The following is a 17,471-nucleotide window of genomic DNA, read 5'->3' on the forward strand; positions in this document are numbered from 1 at the left end:
GAATAGGCTGGCCGCATGCCCACGCCGGAGGAGATCACCCGACACCACGAACCCGACCCGGACGAGAACCCCTGGGTCGATGGGCCGCCGACGCCGAAGCCGTTCGTCATCGCCGAGTACGACGAGCGGTGGCCGGAGTGGTTCGCGCGGGTCGCCGCGCTGATCAAGGAGGCGCTGGGTGACACGGCGCTGCACGTCGAGCACGTGGGCAGCACGTCGGTCCCCGGCCTGCCCGCGAAGCCGATCATCGACATCGACCTGACGGTGCCGGACTCCGCCGACGAGAGCGCCTATCTCCCGGCCCTCGAAGCAGCGGGATTCCGGTTGATCGTCCGCGAACCCAGCTGGCACGAGCACCGCTGCCTCAAGCTCGCCGAGCCCGACACGAACCTGCACGTGTTCAGCCCGGACTGCCCCGAGACCATCCGCCACCGCATGTTCCGCGACTGGCTCATCGCCCACCCGGACGACCTGAACCGCTATCGCGAAGCGAAACACGCCGCCGCCGCGGAGACCACGGCGGCGGCGGGAGTCATCGTCGACTACAACCGGCACAAGGAGCCCGTCATCCGCGACATCTACGAGCGGATGTTCAAGGCGAATGGCCTTCTCTAGCCCAGTTTGTTGGCCTCACGGATGACGTTGACGATCTCGTCCATGATCTGGGTCATCTCGTAGTCCTTCGGCGTGAACACCCTGGCCACGCCGCGCGCGGCCAGGATCTCGGCGTCGTCGGGCGGGATGATGCCGCCGACGACGACCGGGATGTCGCCCGCACCGGCCGCGCGCAGGCCGTCGACCACGGCGGGGACGGCCTCCAGGTGCGAGCCGGACAGGATCGAAAGGCCCACCACGTGCACGCCCTCCTGCACCGCGGCCGCCACGATCTGGTCCGGGGTGAGGCGGATGCCCTGGTAGACGACCTCGAACCCGGTGTCGCGGGCCCGCACGGCGATCTGCTCGGCGCCGTTGGAGTGGCCGTCGAGTCCGGGCTTGCCGACGAGCATGCGCAGCCGCTCGCCCAGTTCCTCGCCCGTCGCCTTGACCCGCTCGCGCACGGTCGCCAGTTCGGCGCCCGCCTCGCCGCTCGCCGACGCGCCGGAGACGCCCGTGGGTGCCCGGTACTCGCCGAACACCTCGCGCAGGGCCGCCGACCACTCGCCGGTGGTGACGCCCGCGCGGGCGCACGCCAGGGTGGCGTCCATCAGATTCGCCTCGGTCTTCGCCGCGTCGCGCAGCACCCGCAGCGACTCGGTGACCTTGTCGTTGTCACGGGCCGCGCGCCACCGCTTGACCGCTTCGACGGCCTCCTGCTCGAAGGCCGGGTCGACCGTCTCGATCGCCTTGGCGCCCTCGGCCTGCAGCGGGCTGGGCTCGGTGGTGTCGAACTTGTTGACGCCGACGATGATCTGCTCACCGGCCTCGATGAGCCTGCGGCGCTCGGCGAGCGAGCCGACCATCTGCGTCTTCATGTAGCCGGACTCGACGGCCGGGACCGCCCCGCCCATGGCCTGCACGCGGTCGATCTCCTCGCGCGCGCCGGTGATGATCTCGTTGACCTTGGCCTCGATGACCGGGGAGCCGTCGAAGATGTCCTCGTACTCCAGCAGGTCGGTCTCGAAGGCGAGCACCTGCTGCATCCGCAGCGCCCACTGCTGGTCCCACGGCCGCGGGAGGCCGAGCGCCTCGTTCCACGCCGGAAGCTGGATGGCGCGGGCGCGGGCCTTGCGCGACAGCGAGACCGCGAGCATCTCCAGCACGATGCGCTGGACGTTGTTCTCCGGCTGGGCCTCGGTCAGGCCGAGGGAGTTGACCTGCACGCCGTAGCGGAACCGGCGCTGCTTGGCGTCGGTGATGCCGTAGCGGTCGCGGGTGATCTCGTCCCACAGCTCGGTGAACGCCCGCATCTTGCACATCTCCTCGACGAAGCGGACACCCGCGTTGACGAAGAAGGAGATGCGCTGCACGACCTCGCCGAACTTCTCGGCGGGTACCTGCCCGGAGTCGCGCACCGCGTCGAGCACCGCGATGGCCGTGCACATCGCGTAGGCGACCTCCTGCACGGGCGTCGCGCCGACCTCCTGCAGGTGGTAGCTGCAGATGTTGATCGGGTTCCAGTTCGGCACGTTGGTGACCGTCCAGGCCACCATGTCCGTGATCAGCCGCAGGCTCGGCCCGGGCGGGAACACGTAGGTGCCGCGCGACAGGTATTCCTTGATGATGTCGTTCTGCGTGGTGCCCGCGAGCTTGGCGACGACCTCGTGCCAGTCGGTGCCCTCGGCCTCGGCCTGCTCCTGGGCCACCGAGACGTAGAGCGACAGCAGCCACATGGCGGTCGCGTTGATCGTCATCGAGGTGTTGGCGCCCGCGAGCGGGATCTGGTCGAACAGCGTGCGCATGTCACCGAGATGGGTGACGGGCACGCCGACCTTGCCGACCTCGCCCTTGGCGAGCTCGTGGTCGGGGTCGTATCCGGTCTGCGTCGGCAGGTCGAAGGCGACGGACAGGCCGGTCTGGCCCTTGGCCAGGTTGCGGCGGTACAGCTCATTCGACTTCGCCGCGGAGGAGTGACCGGCGTAAGTGCGCATGACCCACGGACGGTCACGCTCACGGTCTGTGGGGTACGGCACCGGTTAACCTCCGTTAATCAGTCCTTTTCGTGGAGAGTACTGCCGAGTAACACCGCATCGCGCGGTGCCATTGCTCACAGCCACCCATCATCCCCCGTGCTCGGCCGCTGAGCTTGACTCACTTTCCACCGGCTCACCAGCGGCATGACGGACCTTCGGTGTCCGTATGTCGATCATGGGGAGATCACTGAACATGAAGCGGATGACAGTACTGGCGGGCGCCATCGCGGCCCTGCTGGTCAGCACGACCGGGGTGGCCACCGCGGCGTCCACGCCGACCATCCCGGCGGGGTGCAAGGTGTGGCTGCGCGTGGAGACCGGCTCGGCGTTCGGCTCGTGCGACAGCACGGTGACCCGGCCGTGGCGGGTGCTGGCGACCTACCGGTTCACCTCCAGCAGCGGGAAGATGTGCAGCCAGTTCGACCTGAGCAGCCCGAAGGAGATCACCTCGGGCGGCCCGTGGTTCGAGCCGCGCGACCCGTACATCGAGTTCTACCCGGCGGGCCAGACCCCGCCCGCGCTGCCGCCCGGCACGTACAGCTGCTTCAACGTCTGAGCGTCGGACCGTTGCCTCCGGAAGGGTCGCGGGGTTGACTGTGCCAACCCGAAACCCTTCCGGAGGACCGACCATGAGTCCGAAGTTCCTCGTCCCCGCCGCCGTCGCCGCGCTGCTGCTCACCGTGGCGCCGTCGGCTTCGGCGATCAACACCTACAACGCCACCCCGGCGCCGGAGCGGACCGAGGTTGGTGCCCTGGTCGTCCAGTGGGACAACGACGGCGACCCGGCCACGCCCGACCGGATCGACTGGATGTGCTCGGGCACGATGGTCGACCGCGACACCTTCCTGACCGCGGCGCACTGCACCACCGACTGGCCGGAGGGCGTGCGCTTCTACGTCTCGCTCGGCCAGAACGTCCAGGCCGACCTCGACGCCGCGAACGCCGCCCACCCCGGCGACCCGTCCGCCGTCGGCGCGGCCATCGCGGTCGAGGGCGTGGCGCACAACCACCCGGACTACCCGGGCAACTCGGCCGACTCCAAGGACATCGCCGTGGTCCAGGTGCCCGCCGCCGCGGTGGCCGCCCGGTGGTCGTTCACCCCGGCGACGCTGCCCACCGCCAACCGGCTTGGCGAGCTCGGTCCGCAGGGCCTCAACGCGACCCCGTTCGTCGTCGCGGGCTACGGCACCGAGGAGGCCAAGCGCGGCCCCGGGGGCCACACCCACCCGGGCGGCGGTGTCCGGATGAAGGCCCCGGTGACGTTCAACTCGCTCAACAACACCTGGGTGCGGCTGGGCCAGACGGCCCCGCAGGGCAACGGCGGCGCCTGCTACGGCGACTCGGGCGGCCCGAACTTCGCCACCGTCGACGGCAAGCTCACCCTCGTCGCCACCACCATCACCGGCGACGGCCCGTGCTACGCCACCAACGTGACCTACCGGCTCGACGCGCCCGTCGCGCGGGCGTTCCTCAGCGAGTTCGTGGCACTGCCGTAGTCGCGAAAGGAGCCGCCCGACTGTGGGCGGCTCCTTAGCTCTTTGCCGCGAGACAGCGCCGGCACGATGATGGACGCATGGACCTGCCCGCGCCGTATCTGATCCTGGTGGCGCTGCTCGTGGTCGGGCTCATCGGCGGCGTCATCCGCTGGGGCCTCGGGCCGGATTCCGACCGCCGCAAGGACTACGGCCTGCTGCGCGAGGTCGCCAAGGTCACCAGTCCGGACTCGGCGCGGCTGGTCGAGCAGGAACTCCAGGACGTCGGCATCAAGGCGACGACGGTGCCCACCGACGACGGCTTCGGCTACCGGGTCATGGTCTTCCCCAATGACGAGCGCGAAGCCATCGACACCCTGCTGCGCCGCCATCCCGACTAGGGCCCGCGCCCCTCGCGGGACGCGGGCCCGGACAGTCAGCGCGCCGGGAACACGACGGCGGCCGACGTGCCGCCGCGGCGGACGGTCTCGCCGACCGCCTGCACCTTCCCGTGCGGCAGGAACTCGATCGTCGCCGCGGCGCCGATGAACTCCTGCGGGGTGAACACGTGGCCCAACGCCTGCAGGCCGCCCGCCGCGGCGATGAACGCGGGCTCAGCCACCGTGGACGCGGAATTCCGCTGGGTCGCGCGCGGCGCCCACACCGAGTCACGCAGATTCATGCCGAAGTCGATCCGGTTGACCAGGATCTGCAGGACCGTGGTGATGATCGTCGACCCGCCGGGCGAACCCAGCGCCAGGAACGGCTTGCCGTCCTTCAGCACGATCGTCGGCGACATGCTCGACCGCGGCCGCTTCCCGGGCGCCGCCAGGTTCGGGTCGGGGGCGCTGCCCTGGGTCGGGGTGAAGTTGAAGTCCGTCAGCTCGTTGTTGAGCAGGAAGCCGCGCCCCGGCACCACGATGGCGCTGCCGCCGACCTGCTCGATCGTGTTCGTGTACGACACCACGTTGCCGCGCCGATCCGACACGACGAAGTGGTTGGTGTGCACCTCGTTCTCCGGCGACGCCGTCCCGGCGGCGGGCACACAGCCCGCGTCCGGAGCGGTCGGGGCGGGCAGGACCGAGGTCGGGCTGATCAGGCACGCGCGCAGGGCGGCGTGCGCGTCCGACAGCAGCCGGTCCTGCGGGACGTTCACGAACGCCGGGTCGCCGATGTAGCGGTTGCGGTCGGCGAAGGCGAGCTTGCTGGCCTCCAGGTAGTGGTGCAGCGCCTGGGTCCGGTCCATGGCGCCGACGTCGAAGGTCTCCAGGATGTTGAGCGCCTCGCCGACGGTGATGCCGCCGGACGAGCTGGGCGCCATGCCGTAGACGTCGTAGCCGCGGTAGGTGACGTGCGTCGGCGCGCGGTCGATCGTCCGGTAGTCACGCAGGTCCTGGACGGTCATGCGGCCGGGCGGCGGGGTGATCGTGGCGTCCGGGGCCAGCGGCGGGTGCTGGGTCGCGGCGGCCACGTCGGCGCCGATCGAGCCGCCGTAGAACGCGCGGGTGCCCTGCTTGGCGATCTCGCGGTAGGTGTCTGCGAGGTCCGGGTTGCGCATGACGGTGCCGACCTCGGGGGCCGCGCCGCCGGGCAGGAACAGCTCGGCGCTCGACGTGAACTGCTTGAGGCGGTCCTGGTTGGCGATGATCTCCGCGCGGATCTCCGGGGTGACCGGGAAGCCCTTGTCGGCGACCTTGATCGCGGGCTTCAGCGCGTCCTTGAGCTTGATGGTGCCCCAGCGCTGCAACGCGCGTTCCCAGGTGGCGAGCATGCCGGGCACGCCGACGGACAAACCGCTGGTCACGGCCCTGGGGAAGGGATAGGGCGCGCCCGTCGCCGGGTCGATGAACATCTGGGCGTCACCCGCGGCCGGGGTGGTCTCGCGGCCGTCGATGGTGGACACGCGGCCGGTGCGGGCGTCGTAGTGGACGAAGTACCCGCCGCCGCCGAGGCCCGCCATGAACGGGTCGGTGACGCCCAGGGTCGCGGCGACGGCGACCGCGGCGTCGGCGGCGGTGCCGCCTCTGCGCAGCACATCGATGCCGGCCTCGGTGGCTTCGACGGTGTCGGAGACGACCGCCCCGCCGTAGCCGGTGGCCAGCGGCTCCTTGGCCAAGCCGGGCGCCGCACTCGCCGTGGTCGGCGCGGCGATCAGCCCCACCGTCAGCACCACAGCCGTGGTCAACGCCCGCGTTCGTGCAGTCATCGGTACCCCTCCATCTGCGGATCGGTGGTCCAGTTCTACTCGGACGGTCATGCAGCGGCTACCCGCCGAACGCGCGACCTACGCCCCTGTCGCGCGACGGCTAGGGGGTGGACGCTGGGCCGATGACCACGCCAACTGTGCGCCAGGGCGAGGCGTCGCGCATCGCGGATCCGGACGAGGGCATCTCCCTCGACGAGCTGCGGCTCGCCGCCCGCAACCACGGCATGCCGCTGGAGGCGCTGCGCTACGACCTCACCCCGGCGGGCCTGCACTATGTCCTCGTCCACTACGACATCCCCTACGTCGACCCGGTGACCTGGCGTTTGACCATCGACGGCCTGGTCTCGCCGCTGGTCCTCGACCTCGCCGACCTGCGCGGACGGCCGCGCGTCGAGCGGACCGTGACGCTGGAGTGCGCGGGCAACGGGCGGGCGCGGCTGCACCCGCGGCCGGTGAGCCAGCCGTGGCTCGACGAGGCGGTCGGGACGGCCAGGTGGACCGGCGTCCCGCTGCTCGATCTGCTGGGCGAGCTGCCGGAGGACGCGGTCGACGTGGTGTTCACCGGCCTCGACCACGGCAGCGACCGGGGCGTCGAGCAGGACTACCAGCGCGGGCTCGGCGTCGCGGACCTCGACGACGTGCTGGTCGCCTACGAGATGAACGGCCAACCGCTGCCGCCGCAGCACGGGGCGCCCGCGCGGCTGGTGGTGCCCGGTTGGTACGGGATGGCGAGCGTGAAGTGGCTGAGCCGGATCACGGTGATCGCTGAGCCGTTCACCGGGTTCCAGAACGCGACGGCGTACCGGATCAAGACCGAGCTGGACTCGCCCGGCGAGCCGGTGACCCGGATCAAGCCGCGCGCGCTGATGGTGCCGCCGGGATTCCCGGACTTCATGACCCGACGGCGGATCGTGGAGGCGGGGCCGGTCGACCTGTTCGGGCGGGCGTGGTGCGGGTTCGCGCCGGTCACGCGGGTCGACGTGAGCGTGGACGGCGGCCTGACCTGGACGGAAGCCGAACTCGGCGCGGCGGCGGACTACGCGTGGCGGTCGTGGACCCTGCGGTGGGACGCGAAGCCGGGCGACACTGTGCTGATGGCGCGCGCGTCCGCCGGGAACGACACGCAGCCGGTCGAGCAGCCGTGGAACACACAGGGCATGACGAACAACATGGCCCAGCGCGTGCCGGTGACCGTGCGCTAGCGCGTCGGCTCGGCGTCGACCCGCCGCACGTCGGCGCCCAGGCGCTGCATGTTCTCCACGAACATCGGGTAGCCGCGGTCGATGTGGTAGACGTCCCAAACCTCGGTGACGCCGTCCGCGCACAGGCCCGCCAGGACCAGGCCGACGCCCGCGCGGATGTCCGAGGCCCACACCGGGGCCGACGACAGCCGCTCGACGCCGCGGACCACGGCGTGGTGGCCGTCGGTGCGCGCGTCGGCGCCGAGGCGGATCATCTCCTCCACGAAGCGGAAGCGTGCCTCGAAGAGATTCTCGGTGATCATCGACGTGCCGTCGGCGATGGTGGTCATCGCGATGGCGAAGGGCTGCAGGTCGGTGGCGAAGCCCGGGTAGGGCAGCGTCACGAAGTCGACCGCCTTGGGCCGGTCGTGCTGCACGACGCGGAATCCGTCGTCGAACGTGGTGATCTCGGCGCCCGCGGTGCGCAGCTTCTCCAGGACCAGGTCCAAGTGGTGCGGGTTGACGCCCTTGACGGTGATGTCGCCCTGCGTCATCGCCGCGGCGAACGCCCAGGTCGCGCCCACGATCCGGTCGCCGACAACGCGGTGCTCGGTCGGCTTGAGCGAGTCGACGCCGTGGACGGTCAGGGTGGAGGTGCCCGCGCCTTCGATCTTGGCGCCCATCTGCTGGAGCATGACGCAGAGGTCGATGATCTCGGGCTCACGCGCGGCGTTGTCGATGATCGTCACACCGTCGGCCAGGACGGCGGCCATCAGAATGTTCTCGGTGGCGCCGACACTGGGGAAGTCGAGCCAGATCTGGGCGCCGTGCAGGCCCTCGGCCTCGGCGACGACGCAGCCGTGCTCGATCTCGCTGGTCGCCCCGAGCTGGCGCAGCCCGTTCTGGTGCATGTCCAGCGGCCGCGACCCGATCGCGTCCCCGCCGGGCAGCGCCACGACCGCGCGCTTGCAGCGGCCGACCAGCGGGCCAAGCACGCAGACACTGGCGCGCAGCTTGCCCATCGAGGCGGAGTCGGCGCGGTGGTTGAGCTCGGCGGGGGTGGTGATGACCGCGGTGTCGCCGTCGAGGTCGACCTCGCACCCCAGGCTCCGCAGGACGTCGGCCATCAGGGGGACGTCGAGGATCTCGGGGCAGTTGGTGAGGGTGGTCGTGCCCTCGGCTAGGAGAGCGGCCGCCATCAGCTTGAGCACGCTGTTCTTGGCCCCGACAACCTCGACGTCACCGACGAGCCGGGCGCCGCCGTGAACCTGGAAGTGCTCTGTCACGGACGCAATGATGCCCCTGCGCTCCCGAGCCCTGTCAGTAGGGTGGTGAACATGTCGGTGCACATCACGCGCGTTTACACAAAGGTCGGCGACAACGGCTCCACCGCCCTCGGCGACGGCTCCCGCGTCCCCAAGACATCGGTGCGATTGGCGGCGTACGCGGACGTCGACGAGGCCAACTCGTCCATCGGCGTGGCACTGGCCCTGGGCGCCCTGGCCCCGGACGTGGCGTCGGTGCTGAGCGCGGTGCAGAACGACCTGTTCGACGTGGGAGCGGACCTGTGCACGCCGATCGTGCCAGACCCGCCGTACCCGGCTTTGCGGATCACTGAGGCTTACGTGACGCGGTTGGAGGGGTGGATCGACTCGTACAACGAGCGGCTGTCGAAGCTGAACTCGTTCATCCTCCCGGGCGGCACTCCCGGCGCCGCTTTGCTGCACGTCTCCCGAACCGTCGCCCGCCGCGCGGAACGCAACGCATGGGCGCTGCTGGAGGACGACGCGGAGCGGACGAACATCCTGGCGGCGAAGTACTTGAACCGCCTGTCAGACCTGCTCTTCGTCCTGGCCCGGGTGGCCAACCCGGACGGCGACGTCCTGTGGAAGCCCGGCGCCCACGGCTAGCCCTGCCAGATCCACAGCGGTGGCAGCGGAGTCAGGTCGGGATCCGGTTCCCGCGCCCCGAGTTCGGTGAGGGCCCAACGCACCTGCTGCGCGACCTTCGCGTTACGGTCGTCCAGCATGGCGGTCAGCCGGTCGACGGCCTGGAGCCGTTCGGCGGCGCCGACCACGCCATCTCGATTGAGCCAACGGACCGCGCCGACGGCGCCAGACCGGACGCCCAGACTGCGAGCGTCCAGCGCACCGATGATCAAGGGAACGGCGCGTTCGTCGGCGCAGGCGCCCAACCCGATCACCGCCGACACCCGTCGAACTGGCCGGAACCCGGCGAGATCCCGAGCGTACGACGGAACCAAGTCGAGAGCGCGCAGCCGCGGAATGCCATACGACAGCGCCACAGGCGCCAACAGCTGACGCCGCATGAAGGACGCAACCAGCCCTGAGCGATCCGCGTACCGTCCGAGGAACGCGTTGACGATCGGTGTCGGGTCACGATCGCGGTCACGTTCGACCAGGATCTGACACAGCATGCTCGCGCAGGTCCGACGAGGCTCATCCGCCAGGCGGGCCAGGAGCCGAGCGTCGACCGCCTGGTCGTCGGCGTCGACAAGCTGCTGGGCGATCGCGTGTCGAGCCGACGGTTCCCCCGCGAGGACGCCGTCGATCGCGTCATCGATGTCGAGAATTTGAACACCCCCAGTTGGTGTGGCCCCGAGTAAGTCTGCCCGCGATGCCGAGTGCGCACCATGCCCATTCCCAGAGTCGCGGCGCGGGCGCGGACGGGTCAGGCTGTCCGAAAGCGGGGGTTCCACTCGACGTCACGGTGACGAGAGGAGTCGAGAGTGGACGTGAAGGCCGAGCGGGTGATCCCGCTGCCGCCTGCCAAGGTCGCCGAGTACGCGATGGACTGGCGGCACGATCACGAGTGGACGCAGGGCATCAAGCAGGCCGCCCTCACCGCCGAGGCGCCGGGCGGCGGGTTCGGCGTTGGCGCGCGGGTCACCCGGACCGCGTATTTCCTGGGCAAACGGATCGACTACGTGCTGAGGGTCGACGAGTACGAGCCGCCGCGGGTGTTGGACATGCGGTCGGTGGCGGGGCCGTTCCCGATGCACGTCACCTACCGGTTCGACGAGCATCCCGAAGGGACGTTGGCCAGTATCCGCGTCCAAGGGGACGCGAGTGGCTACTACCGATTCGTCGGCCCGCTCATGGCGCCGATGGTGCGCGGAAACCTCCGGAAAGATCTCCGCGATCTCGCGAGTCGGGTGTCCGGATGATGTCCGGCCGTTCGACGTCTCCCCGTAAGCCACCGACCAAGGAGCAGAGATGAAGTACCTGTTGTCGATCTACGCGAACCCCGCCAACTGGGAGGCCCTCCCCGAGGCTGAGCGCGACGGGCTCATGGCCGAGTACGGCAAGTTCACCCAGGAGATCGCCGAGTCCGGCGAATTGGTCGACGGTGCCCCGCTGGGCGACCCGACCACCGCCAACACCGTGCGCGTGCGCGCCGGGCAGGCCGACGTGGTGGACGGGCCATTCGCGGAGACCAAGGAGCATCTGGCGGGGTACTACATCGTCGAGTGTGCCAGCCAGGAGCGGGCGGTCGAGCTCGCCGCGAAGATTCCGGACGCGCGCTACAACGCGGTCGAGGTGCGGGCCGTGTTGGACATGGGTGGACAGGAGATGTGAGTACCGACGTCGAGGGCCTGCTGCGCGAACTGGCGCCGCAGGCCCTCGGTGCCGTCCTGCGGGGCGGTGCCGACTTCGGCGCCGCTGAGGACGCGGTGCAGGAGGCGCTGATCGCCGCGGCACGGCAGTGGCCTGAGGAAGGTGTGCCGGACAGTCCGCGCGGGTGGTTGATCCGGGTGGCGTCGCGGCGTCTGATCGATTGGCAGCGGCGGGAGGCGGCCCGGCGCGGCAAGGAGGCGGCGGCGGTCGGGTGGGTGCCGTCGGACGCGTTGACCTCGCCGGCCGCGGACGCCGAGGTGACGGGGGACGACGGGCTGCGGCTGCTGTTCCTCTGCTGCCACCCGTCGCTACCGCGCACGGCGCAGGTCGCGTTGACGCTGCGGGCCGTGGGCGGGTTGTCGACCGGGGAGATCGCGCGGGCCTTCCTGGTGCCCGAGGACACGATGACGCGCCGGATCACGCGGGCCAAGCGCAAGCTCGTCGAGTCCGGGCTGACCTTCGGCACGCCCGGGTCGCTGTCGGCTGTGCTGGAAGTGCTGTACCTGATCTTCAACGAGGGCTACACCGCCAGCTCGGGCACCACCCTGCAGCGCGCCGACCTGACCGGTGAGGCCATCCGCCTGACCCGGCTGCTGCACTCGCAGGCGCCCGACGGCGAGGTCGCGGGCCTGCTGGCGCTGATGCTGCTCACCGACGCCCGCAGCCCGGCCCGCATCGACGGCGGCGACCTGGTGCCGCTCGCCGAGCAGGACCGGGCGCTGTGGGACCGCGCCCGCATCGCCGAGGGCACGGCTCTGATCACGGCCGCGCTGGCCGAGCACCCGATCGGCCCGTACCAGATCCAGGCCGCCATCGCCGCCCTGCACGACGAGGCCGAGCGCGCCGAGGACACCGACTGGCTGCAGATAGCCGCCCTCTACCGCGTGCTGAACCGCATCGCGCCGAGCCCGGTGGTGACACTCAACCGCGCGGTCGCGCTGGGCGAGACGGACGGCCCGCTGGCGGGCTTGGCGGTGCTGGACACCCTGGAGGACCCCCGGTTGGCCAACCACCACCGGGTGGCCGCCGTGCGCGCGCACCTGCTGGAACGGGCGGGCGACCTGGAGTCGGCCAAGAAGTTCTACGAACAGGCGGCGAAGGCCACCGCCAGCGCGCCGGAGCGGGCCTACCTGCTCAACCGCGCGGCTCGACTCGGCTGATCACGACGCCCAGGGCAGGCGGCGTCCCGGTGGGGCGCTCTCCATCCACGACAGGAAGCCGGTCAGCGCGTCCGGGCCCATGGCGACCTCGATGACCGGGTCGGGCACGTTGTTGACGTATTCGAAGCGCAGCACGCGCGAGCCAAGGGGCATGTTGGGGGTCTCGCCGCGTTCGGGTTCGCGGCGGTGGGCGATCTCCAGGCCGTCGCGGTGGATGACGCGGTCGGGGCCGGAGCGCAGGCTCAGCGCGCGGAACCAGGCGAACTCGTCGCCCTGGTAGCGGGCGATGCCCAGGTGCCAGCCCTTGCCCGTGTCATCGATGCGCGTGCGCAGCGCGACGTGAACGCCGCCCGCGCGAAGAAGGCGCAGGCGGCGTAGGACAAGCAGGATCAATACGACGAGCACGACGGCCAGGATCAGCACGACCACATTGCTGATGTCCACTGGCCGCTCCCCCGCCCGTCAGGCCGTCATCAGGCTGACTGCTCGGCGGCACGCAGCCGGGCGGCTGCTCTCGCGCGCTCGTCGGCGTCGTCGGCGGTGAGTGCGGAGCGGGCCTCGGTGACGTCGATCTCACCGGCGAGCTCGGCGGACTCGGCGAGGATGCTGACCGAGTCGGCGGTCACCGACAGGAACCCGCCGTGTACCGCGGCCACCACGGCGTCGCCGTCAGTGGTGATGACCTTGACCACACCGCCTTCGACGAGCTGACCAAGGACGGGCTCGTGACCAGGCATGATGCCGATCTCACCCTCGGTGGTCTGGGCGACGACGAACGTGCCGGTACCCGACCACAGGCGTCGTTCCACGGCGACCAGCTGGACGGACATCTCAGCCACGCGTATCTCCTTATGCTCGCGGTTCCGCCGCAGTCTAGTTGGTCGGGTGACAACCTCCCCAGCCAGGCTGGTGTCGGACAGGGTGACAGAGACACCACTCACCGGGGGTGATCGATGAGCGATCCCGACGACGAATTCACTGACTTCGTCGCCCACCGCTCGCCCGCACTGCTCCGTACCGCCTATCTGCTCTGCGGAGGGGACAAGTCCGCCGCTGAGGACCTGCTCCAGGACGTTTTGGAGCGCGCCTACGGCAAACGCCGTCGCGTCAAGGGCGGCCTCGAACCGTATGTCCGGGCCGCGCTGGCCAACGCGTCGGCCAACCGTTGGCGCACCAAGTCACGGCGCGTGCGCGAAGCACCGCTGGACGACGCCGCCGAACCGGGCGTCCGCGGCCCCGAGTCCGGCGTCCTCGATCGCGACGAGGTCGCCCGCGCGCTGGGCGAGCTGCCCGCGCGGATGCGGGCGGTACTGGTCCTGCGGTTCTTCGACGACCTGTCCGAGGCCGACACCGCCGCCGCGCTGGGCTGTTCCACCGGCACGGTCAAGAGCCAGACCTCCCGCGGCCTCGACCGGCTGCGCACCCTGCTTCGCGAGAAGGAGCGAACCTGATGGACCCCGAAGACCTGACCCACGCCTTCCGCGCGGCCACCGACACCCTCGAACCCCGCCCCGGCTTCACCACCGACGTCCTCCGCGGCGGCAAGCGGCGGCAGGTCCGCCACCGGATGGCGATCGCGGGCGGTCTGGCCGCCCTGGTCGGCATCACCGGCGGGACGGCGGCGCTGCTCTCGTCGACGCCGACCAGCCTGCCGGGGCAGGAGAACCAGCAGAGCGGGTACGACTTCTCGATCCTCGACGGGCCGACGCAGGGCGACCTGGCGGGCGACAACGAGTACCTGGCCCGGGTGATCGAGGCGTGGCGGAAGGGCATCGAGGTGTCGCCGAACAAGCCGGTCGGCAACGATCGGCTGACCGGGTCGCCGAAGGTCATCTGGGCGGGGACGACCCCGGCGGGCAAAGCCGCGATCGTCGGCCAGGCCGGTGAGACCACCGACCGGTACATCAGCGGCGACGGCTCTCCCCTGGCCAAGAAGGGCCCGGCGTTCGGGCTGGTCACCGGGGAGCAGCCCACCCTCGTCAACGAGGTGCCGCTGTTCTCCTCCGCACCGCCGACGTTCCTGTTCGGCCCGCAGGACGTCATGCTGATCTCGCTGGACCCGAAAGCCGTGTTCGTCTCAGCGTGGGCGGTCGGCGAGGACGGCAAAGGGAAGCGGGACTGGCAGAACGTCAACCCCTCCACCGACAGCGACATCCGCCTGTTCCGCCTGCCGAATGGCACTGATCCCCGGACAGTCCGGGTCACGGACCCCGGAGGGATGATGGCTGGGCGGGGCTGGACGCCGCGGCCGTCGTCGAGCTACGCCGAAGGCGCTGACCGCCAGTCCAAGCCGATCCCCTCCCGGAGCCTCGACTGGCCGCAGCAGCCTTTGCGCGTCAACGGCGCGAAGGGCGCGGAGCTGACCGAACTGCACGACGCGATGGTCCCCACCGGGATGGTCGACGCGCTGGAGATGGCCCAGGTGACCGGGTTCCAGACGATCGTCGACCTGCCGGACGGCCGGTCCCTGGTCGGCTTCGAGTACGTCCCCGACTTCACCGGCAGCCGCTTCTACGCCGCGGTCACCGACCGCGCGGGCAAAATCGAGTCCATCACCTACGGCGGCAAGCTGGCGGCCGGTCTCCCTGCCAAGGTGAAGGGCGACTGGGGCTGGCTTGTGGCCTACTACGACGCCGCCCTGCGCTACCGGACGTCCCCGGACGGGCCGTGGACCACCGCGGGCCGTGACGCGGCGCTGCTCCCCGCGAACGCCACGGAGGTCGAGGTCACCGCGGACGGCAAGCAACCGAAAATCGTGACCCTCTAAAGAAAAGGGGCGGTGTCCGCAATGGACACCGCCCCTTCTCGATGAAGAACTTAAGCCTTCTTGCCGGTCAGCTCGAAGTACTTGCGCTCCAGGTCGTCCAGGCCACCGATCGAGAGGAAGGCCTGCTCCGGAACGTGGTCGTAGTCGCCCTTGGCGACCTTGTCGAACGCCTCGATGGTGTCCGCCAGCTTGACGAACGAGCCCACCTCGCCGGTGAACTTCTCCGCGACGAAGAAGTTCTGCGACAGGAAGCGCTCGATGCGACGCGCGCGGTTGACCGTCACCTTGTCCTCTTCGGACAGCTCGTCCATACCGAGGATCGCGATGATGTCCTGCAGTTCCTTGTACTTCTGCAGGATCCGCTTGACCTCCTGCGCCACCCGGTAGTGCTCGGCGCCGACGATCGACGGGTCGAGGATTCGGGAGGACGAGGTCAGCGGGTCGACCGCCGGGTAGATGCCCTTCTGGGAGATCGGACGGGAAAGCTCCGTCGTCGCGTCCAGGTGGGCGAAGGTGGTCGCCGGGGCCGGGTCGGTGTAGTCGTCCGCGGGGACGTAGATCGCCTGCAGCGAGGTGATCGAGCGACCACGGGTCGAGGTGATGCGCTCCTGGAGCTCACCCATCTCGTCGGCCAGCGTCGGCTGGTAACCCACGGCGGAAGGCATACGGCCCAGCAGGGTCGACACCTCCGAACCCGCCTGGGTGAACCGGAAGATGTTGTCGATGAACAGCAGCACGTCCTGCTTCTGCACATCGCGGAAGTACTCCGCCATGGTCAGGGCCGACAGGGCGACACGCATACGGGTGCCCGGGGGCTCGTCCATCTGACCGAAGACGAGCGCGGTGTCGGGAAGCACACCCATCTCTTCCATTTCGAGGAAGAGGTCGGTGCCCTCACGGGTGCGCTCGCCGACACCGGCGAACACCGAGGTACCACCGAAGTTGCGGGCGATACGGGTGATCATCTCCTGGATGAGCACCGTCTTGCCGACACCGGCACCACCGAACAGGCCGATCTTGCCACCCTCGACGTACGGGGTGAGCAGGTCGAGGACCTTGACGCCGGTCTCCAGCATCTTGGTCTTGCCCTCGAGCTGGTCGAAGGCCGGGGGCTTGCGGTGGATGGTCCAGCGCTCGCTGTCCGCGGCGTGGCCCGGCTTGTCCAGGCACTCGCCGAGGGCGTTGAACACGTGGCCCTTGACCGCGTCACCGACGGGCACCGAGATGGCCGAGCCGGTGTCGAGCACCGGGGCGCCACGCACGAGGCCGTCCTGCGGCGCCATCGAGATGCAGCGCACCAGGTTGTCGCCGAGGTGCTGGGCGACCTCGAGGGTGATGGTCTTCTTCATCGACTCAAGGGCGACATCCACCTTGAGCGCGTTGAAGAGCTCCGGCACGGAGTCCCGGGGGAACTCGACGTCGACGACGGGGCCGATGACCCGGACGACACGACCGGTAGCGGTCTGAGGTTCCTGAACGGCAGTCATTAGTCATCACTTCCTGCGGCAGAGGCGAGCGCTTCCACGCCACCGACGATCTCGCTGATCTCCTGGGTGATCTGCGCCTGGCGAACCTGGTTGGCCACTCGCGTGAAGCTCTTGACCAGTTCGTCGGCGTTGTCGGTCGCCGACTTCATCGCCGTGCGTCGAGCGGCGGACTCGGAGGCCGCCGACTCGAGCAGTGCCGCGTAGATCCGGGTGTTGATGTATTTCGGCAGCAAGTTGCCGAGCAGCGTCTCCGCGTTCGGCTCGAACTCGTAGGCCGAGCCCAGCGGCGGGTTCTCGTCGTACTCGATCTCCAGCGGAGCGATCCGCTTGGCGACCGGCTTCTGCGAGAGCATCGACTGGAACTCGGTGAACACGATGTGCAGCTCGTCGACGCCGACGACGCCGTCCTTGCCACCGTCGGCCTCGCCATCATCGATTCCCTCGAGGAAGGAGTCGATCAGGGTCTGACCGGCGGCCGCGGCGTTGAAGTAGGCGGGCTTCTCGGAGAAGCCCGACCAGCTCGCCGCGACCGGGCGCTGGCGGAACTTGTAGAAGTTCAGCCCCTTGCGCCCGATGACGTAGAGGACCGGGGTCTTGCCCTGCTCGCGCAGCAGCGCCTGCAGTTCCTCGGCCTTCTTGATGGCGTTGGCGTTGTAGCCGCCGCACAGACCGCGGTCGCTGGTGACCAGCAGGACCGCGGCCCGACGCGTGCGTGGGCGCGACACCAGCAGCGGCGAGTCGAGATTCGCCGCGCCGGTGGCCAGCGCCGTGAGCACCCGGGTGATCTCGTCCGAGTACGGCTTGGACTGCGCCACCCTGGCCTGCGCCTTGCTGATGCGCGAGGTGGCGATGAGCTCCTGTGCCTTGAAGATCTTCTTGAAGGACTGAGCCGACTTGATCCGCTGACGGATCTCCCGAAGTTGTGCCATG

The 17,471-nt window shown here is 69.9% G+C and carries 19 protein-coding genes; 11 read left to right on the forward strand and 8 right to left on the reverse strand.

The annotated features are described in order from the left end of the window. Nucleotides 1-15 precede the first annotated feature (15 nt). Complete coding sequence (locus ACSHT8_RS16720; protein ID WP_436491731.1) at nucleotides 16-615, forward strand: GrpB family protein; 600 nt, start codon at nucleotides 16-18, stop codon at nucleotides 613-615. On the opposite strand, the gene ACSHT8_RS16725 is transcribed toward ACSHT8_RS16720, so the two are convergent. Then, a complete protein-coding gene (locus tag ACSHT8_RS16725) occupies nucleotides 612-2,630 on the reverse strand; it encodes a protein meaA (protein WP_436491732.1) in 2,019 nt (672 codons plus the stop codon). The genes ACSHT8_RS16720 and ACSHT8_RS16725 overlap by 4 nt on opposite strands. 202 nt (nucleotides 2,631-2,832) lie before the next feature. Between ACSHT8_RS16725 and ACSHT8_RS16730 the strand changes: the two genes are divergently transcribed. The 3 genes from ACSHT8_RS16730 to ACSHT8_RS16740 all read left to right on the forward strand — a co-directional run bounded on the left by ACSHT8_RS16730 (nucleotide 2,833) and on the right by ACSHT8_RS16740 (nucleotide 4,503). Then, a complete protein-coding gene (locus ACSHT8_RS16730; RefSeq protein ID WP_436491733.1) occupies nucleotides 2,833-3,186 on the forward strand; it encodes a hypothetical protein in 354 nt (117 codons plus the stop codon). Nucleotides 3,187-3,259: 73 nt separating this feature from the next. After that, nucleotides 3,260-4,126, forward strand: coding sequence for a trypsin-like serine protease (locus ACSHT8_RS16735; protein WP_436491735.1), 867 nt, complete (start codon nucleotides 3,260-3,262; stop codon nucleotides 4,124-4,126). A gap of 77 nt (nucleotides 4,127-4,203) precedes the next feature. Next, on the forward strand, nucleotides 4,204-4,503 hold the full coding sequence (locus ACSHT8_RS16740; RefSeq protein ID WP_436491736.1) for a hypothetical protein: 300 nt from the start codon (nucleotides 4,204-4,206) through the stop codon (nucleotides 4,501-4,503). A gap of 35 nt (nucleotides 4,504-4,538) precedes the next feature. On the opposite strand, the gene ggt is transcribed toward ACSHT8_RS16740, so the two are convergent. Continuing rightward, entirely contained in the window at nucleotides 4,539-6,308 is a 1,770-nt protein-coding gene (ggt, locus tag ACSHT8_RS16745) for a gamma-glutamyltransferase (RefSeq protein WP_436491737.1), read from the reverse strand. Between the two features lie 122 nt (nucleotides 6,309-6,430). On the opposite strand from ggt, the gene ACSHT8_RS16750 reads away from it, so the two are divergent. After that, nucleotides 6,431-7,510, forward strand: coding sequence for a sulfite oxidase (locus tag ACSHT8_RS16750; protein ID WP_436491738.1), 1,080 nt, complete (start codon nucleotides 6,431-6,433; stop codon nucleotides 7,508-7,510). On the opposite strand, the gene murA is transcribed toward ACSHT8_RS16750, so the two are convergent. Beyond that, on the reverse strand, nucleotides 7,507-8,775 hold the full coding sequence (murA, locus tag ACSHT8_RS16755; protein ID WP_436491739.1) for a UDP-N-acetylglucosamine 1-carboxyvinyltransferase: 1,269 nt from the start codon (nucleotides 8,773-8,775) through the stop codon (nucleotides 7,507-7,509). The genes ACSHT8_RS16750 and murA overlap by 4 nt on opposite strands. Before the next feature lie 51 nt (nucleotides 8,776-8,826). On the opposite strand from murA, the gene ACSHT8_RS16760 reads away from it, so the two are divergent. Continuing rightward, entirely contained in the window at nucleotides 8,827-9,399 is a 573-nt protein-coding gene (locus ACSHT8_RS16760) for a cob(I)yrinic acid a,c-diamide adenosyltransferase (protein ID WP_436491740.1), read from the forward strand. Here ACSHT8_RS16760 and ACSHT8_RS16765 read toward each other — a convergent pair. Then, a complete protein-coding gene (locus ACSHT8_RS16765) occupies nucleotides 9,396-10,208 on the reverse strand; it encodes a HEAT repeat domain-containing protein (RefSeq protein ID WP_436491741.1) in 813 nt (270 codons plus the stop codon). The two genes, ACSHT8_RS16760 and ACSHT8_RS16765, sit on opposite strands and share 4 nt — an antisense overlap. 30 nt (nucleotides 10,209-10,238) lie before the next feature. Between ACSHT8_RS16765 and ACSHT8_RS16770 the strand changes: the two genes are divergently transcribed. The 3 genes from ACSHT8_RS16770 to ACSHT8_RS16780 are packed head-to-tail and all read left to right on the forward strand — an operon-like array spanning nucleotide 10,239 to nucleotide 12,287. Then, nucleotides 10,239-10,676: an SRPBCC family protein gene (locus ACSHT8_RS16770; protein WP_436491743.1), complete on the forward strand. Its 438-nt coding sequence runs from the start codon at nucleotides 10,239-10,241 to the stop codon at nucleotides 10,674-10,676. Between the two features lie 49 nt (nucleotides 10,677-10,725). Next, nucleotides 10,726-11,088 (forward strand): YciI family protein, encoded by a 363-nt coding sequence (locus tag ACSHT8_RS16775; protein WP_436491745.1) that lies wholly within the window; start codon nucleotides 10,726-10,728, stop codon nucleotides 11,086-11,088. After that, entirely contained in the window at nucleotides 11,085-12,287 is a 1,203-nt protein-coding gene (locus ACSHT8_RS16780; protein ID WP_436491746.1) for an RNA polymerase sigma factor, read from the forward strand. The genes ACSHT8_RS16775 and ACSHT8_RS16780 overlap by 4 nt, the downstream gene beginning before the upstream one ends. Here the strand turns inward: ACSHT8_RS16780 and ACSHT8_RS16785 are convergent, their stop codons facing one another. Further along, nucleotides 12,288-12,731 (reverse strand): DUF2550 domain-containing protein, encoded by a 444-nt coding sequence (locus ACSHT8_RS16785; protein ID WP_436491747.1) that lies wholly within the window; start codon nucleotides 12,729-12,731, stop codon nucleotides 12,288-12,290. A gap of 29 nt (nucleotides 12,732-12,760) precedes the next feature. Further along, nucleotides 12,761-13,117 (reverse strand): F0F1 ATP synthase subunit epsilon, encoded by a 357-nt coding sequence (locus ACSHT8_RS16790; protein WP_436502085.1) that lies wholly within the window; start codon nucleotides 13,115-13,117, stop codon nucleotides 12,761-12,763. A gap of 123 nt (nucleotides 13,118-13,240) precedes the next feature. On the opposite strand from ACSHT8_RS16790, the gene ACSHT8_RS16795 reads away from it, so the two are divergent. Continuing rightward, nucleotides 13,241-13,738 (forward strand): SigE family RNA polymerase sigma factor, encoded by a 498-nt coding sequence (locus ACSHT8_RS16795; RefSeq protein WP_436491748.1) that lies wholly within the window; start codon nucleotides 13,241-13,243, stop codon nucleotides 13,736-13,738. Then, nucleotides 13,738-15,054, forward strand: a complete 1,317-nt coding sequence (locus ACSHT8_RS16800; protein ID WP_436491749.1) for a hypothetical protein — start codon at nucleotides 13,738-13,740, stop codon at nucleotides 15,052-15,054. The genes ACSHT8_RS16795 and ACSHT8_RS16800 overlap by 1 nt, the downstream gene beginning before the upstream one ends. Before the next feature lie 50 nt (nucleotides 15,055-15,104). Here ACSHT8_RS16800 and atpD read toward each other — a convergent pair whose 3' ends face one another. Continuing rightward, complete coding sequence (gene atpD / locus ACSHT8_RS16805; RefSeq protein ID WP_436491750.1) at nucleotides 15,105-16,541, reverse strand: F0F1 ATP synthase subunit beta; 1,437 nt, start codon at nucleotides 16,539-16,541, stop codon at nucleotides 15,105-15,107. Beyond that, on the reverse strand, nucleotides 16,541-17,470 hold the full coding sequence (locus ACSHT8_RS16810) for a F0F1 ATP synthase subunit gamma (protein ID WP_436491751.1): 930 nt from the start codon (nucleotides 17,468-17,470) through the stop codon (nucleotides 16,541-16,543). The genes atpD and ACSHT8_RS16810 overlap by 1 nt, the downstream gene beginning before the upstream one ends. Nucleotide 17,471 lies beyond the last annotated feature (1 nt).

The sequence above is a fragment of the Actinokineospora sp. HUAS TT18 genome (assembly GCF_051364635.1).
In the GTDB taxonomy this organism is placed as follows: Bacteria; Actinomycetota; Actinomycetes; order Mycobacteriales; family Pseudonocardiaceae; genus Actinokineospora.

What these genes read in the sequence shown, in the direction of transcription:
- ACSHT8_RS16720 (WP_436491731.1), top strand. Translation starts at nt 16, where the DNA reads ATGCCCACGCCGGAGGAGATCACCCGACACCACGAACCCGACCCGGAC.
- ggt (WP_436491737.1), bottom strand. Translation starts at nt 6,308, where the DNA reads ATGACTGCACGAACGCGGGCGTTGACCACGGCTGTGGTGCTGACGGTG.
- ACSHT8_RS16730 (WP_436491733.1), top strand. Translation starts at nt 2,833, where the DNA reads ATGACAGTACTGGCGGGCGCCATCGCGGCCCTGCTGGTCAGCACGACC.
- ACSHT8_RS16740 (WP_436491736.1), top strand. Translation starts at nt 4,204, where the DNA reads ATGGACCTGCCCGCGCCGTATCTGATCCTGGTGGCGCTGCTCGTGGTC.
- ACSHT8_RS16775 (WP_436491745.1), top strand. Translation starts at nt 10,726, where the DNA reads ATGAAGTACCTGTTGTCGATCTACGCGAACCCCGCCAACTGGGAGGCC.
- ACSHT8_RS16760 (WP_436491740.1), top strand. Translation starts at nt 8,827, where the DNA reads ATGTCGGTGCACATCACGCGCGTTTACACAAAGGTCGGCGACAACGGC.
- ACSHT8_RS16810 (WP_436491751.1), bottom strand. Translation starts at nt 17,470, where the DNA reads ATGGCACAACTTCGGGAGATCCGTCAGCGGATCAAGTCGGCTCAGTCC.
- ACSHT8_RS16750 (WP_436491738.1), top strand. Translation starts at nt 6,431, where the DNA reads ATGACCACGCCAACTGTGCGCCAGGGCGAGGCGTCGCGCATCGCGGAT.
- ACSHT8_RS16800 (WP_436491749.1), top strand. Translation starts at nt 13,738, where the DNA reads ATGGACCCCGAAGACCTGACCCACGCCTTCCGCGCGGCCACCGACACC.
- atpD (WP_436491750.1), bottom strand. Translation starts at nt 16,541, where the DNA reads ATGACTGCCGTTCAGGAACCTCAGACCGCTACCGGTCGTGTCGTCCGG.
- ACSHT8_RS16735 (WP_436491735.1), top strand. Translation starts at nt 3,260, where the DNA reads ATGAGTCCGAAGTTCCTCGTCCCCGCCGCCGTCGCCGCGCTGCTGCTC.
- ACSHT8_RS16790 (WP_436502085.1), bottom strand. Translation starts at nt 13,117, where the DNA reads ATGTCCGTCCAGCTGGTCGCCGTGGAACGACGCCTGTGGTCGGGTACC.
- ACSHT8_RS16795 (WP_436491748.1), top strand. Translation starts at nt 13,241, where the DNA reads ATGAGCGATCCCGACGACGAATTCACTGACTTCGTCGCCCACCGCTCG.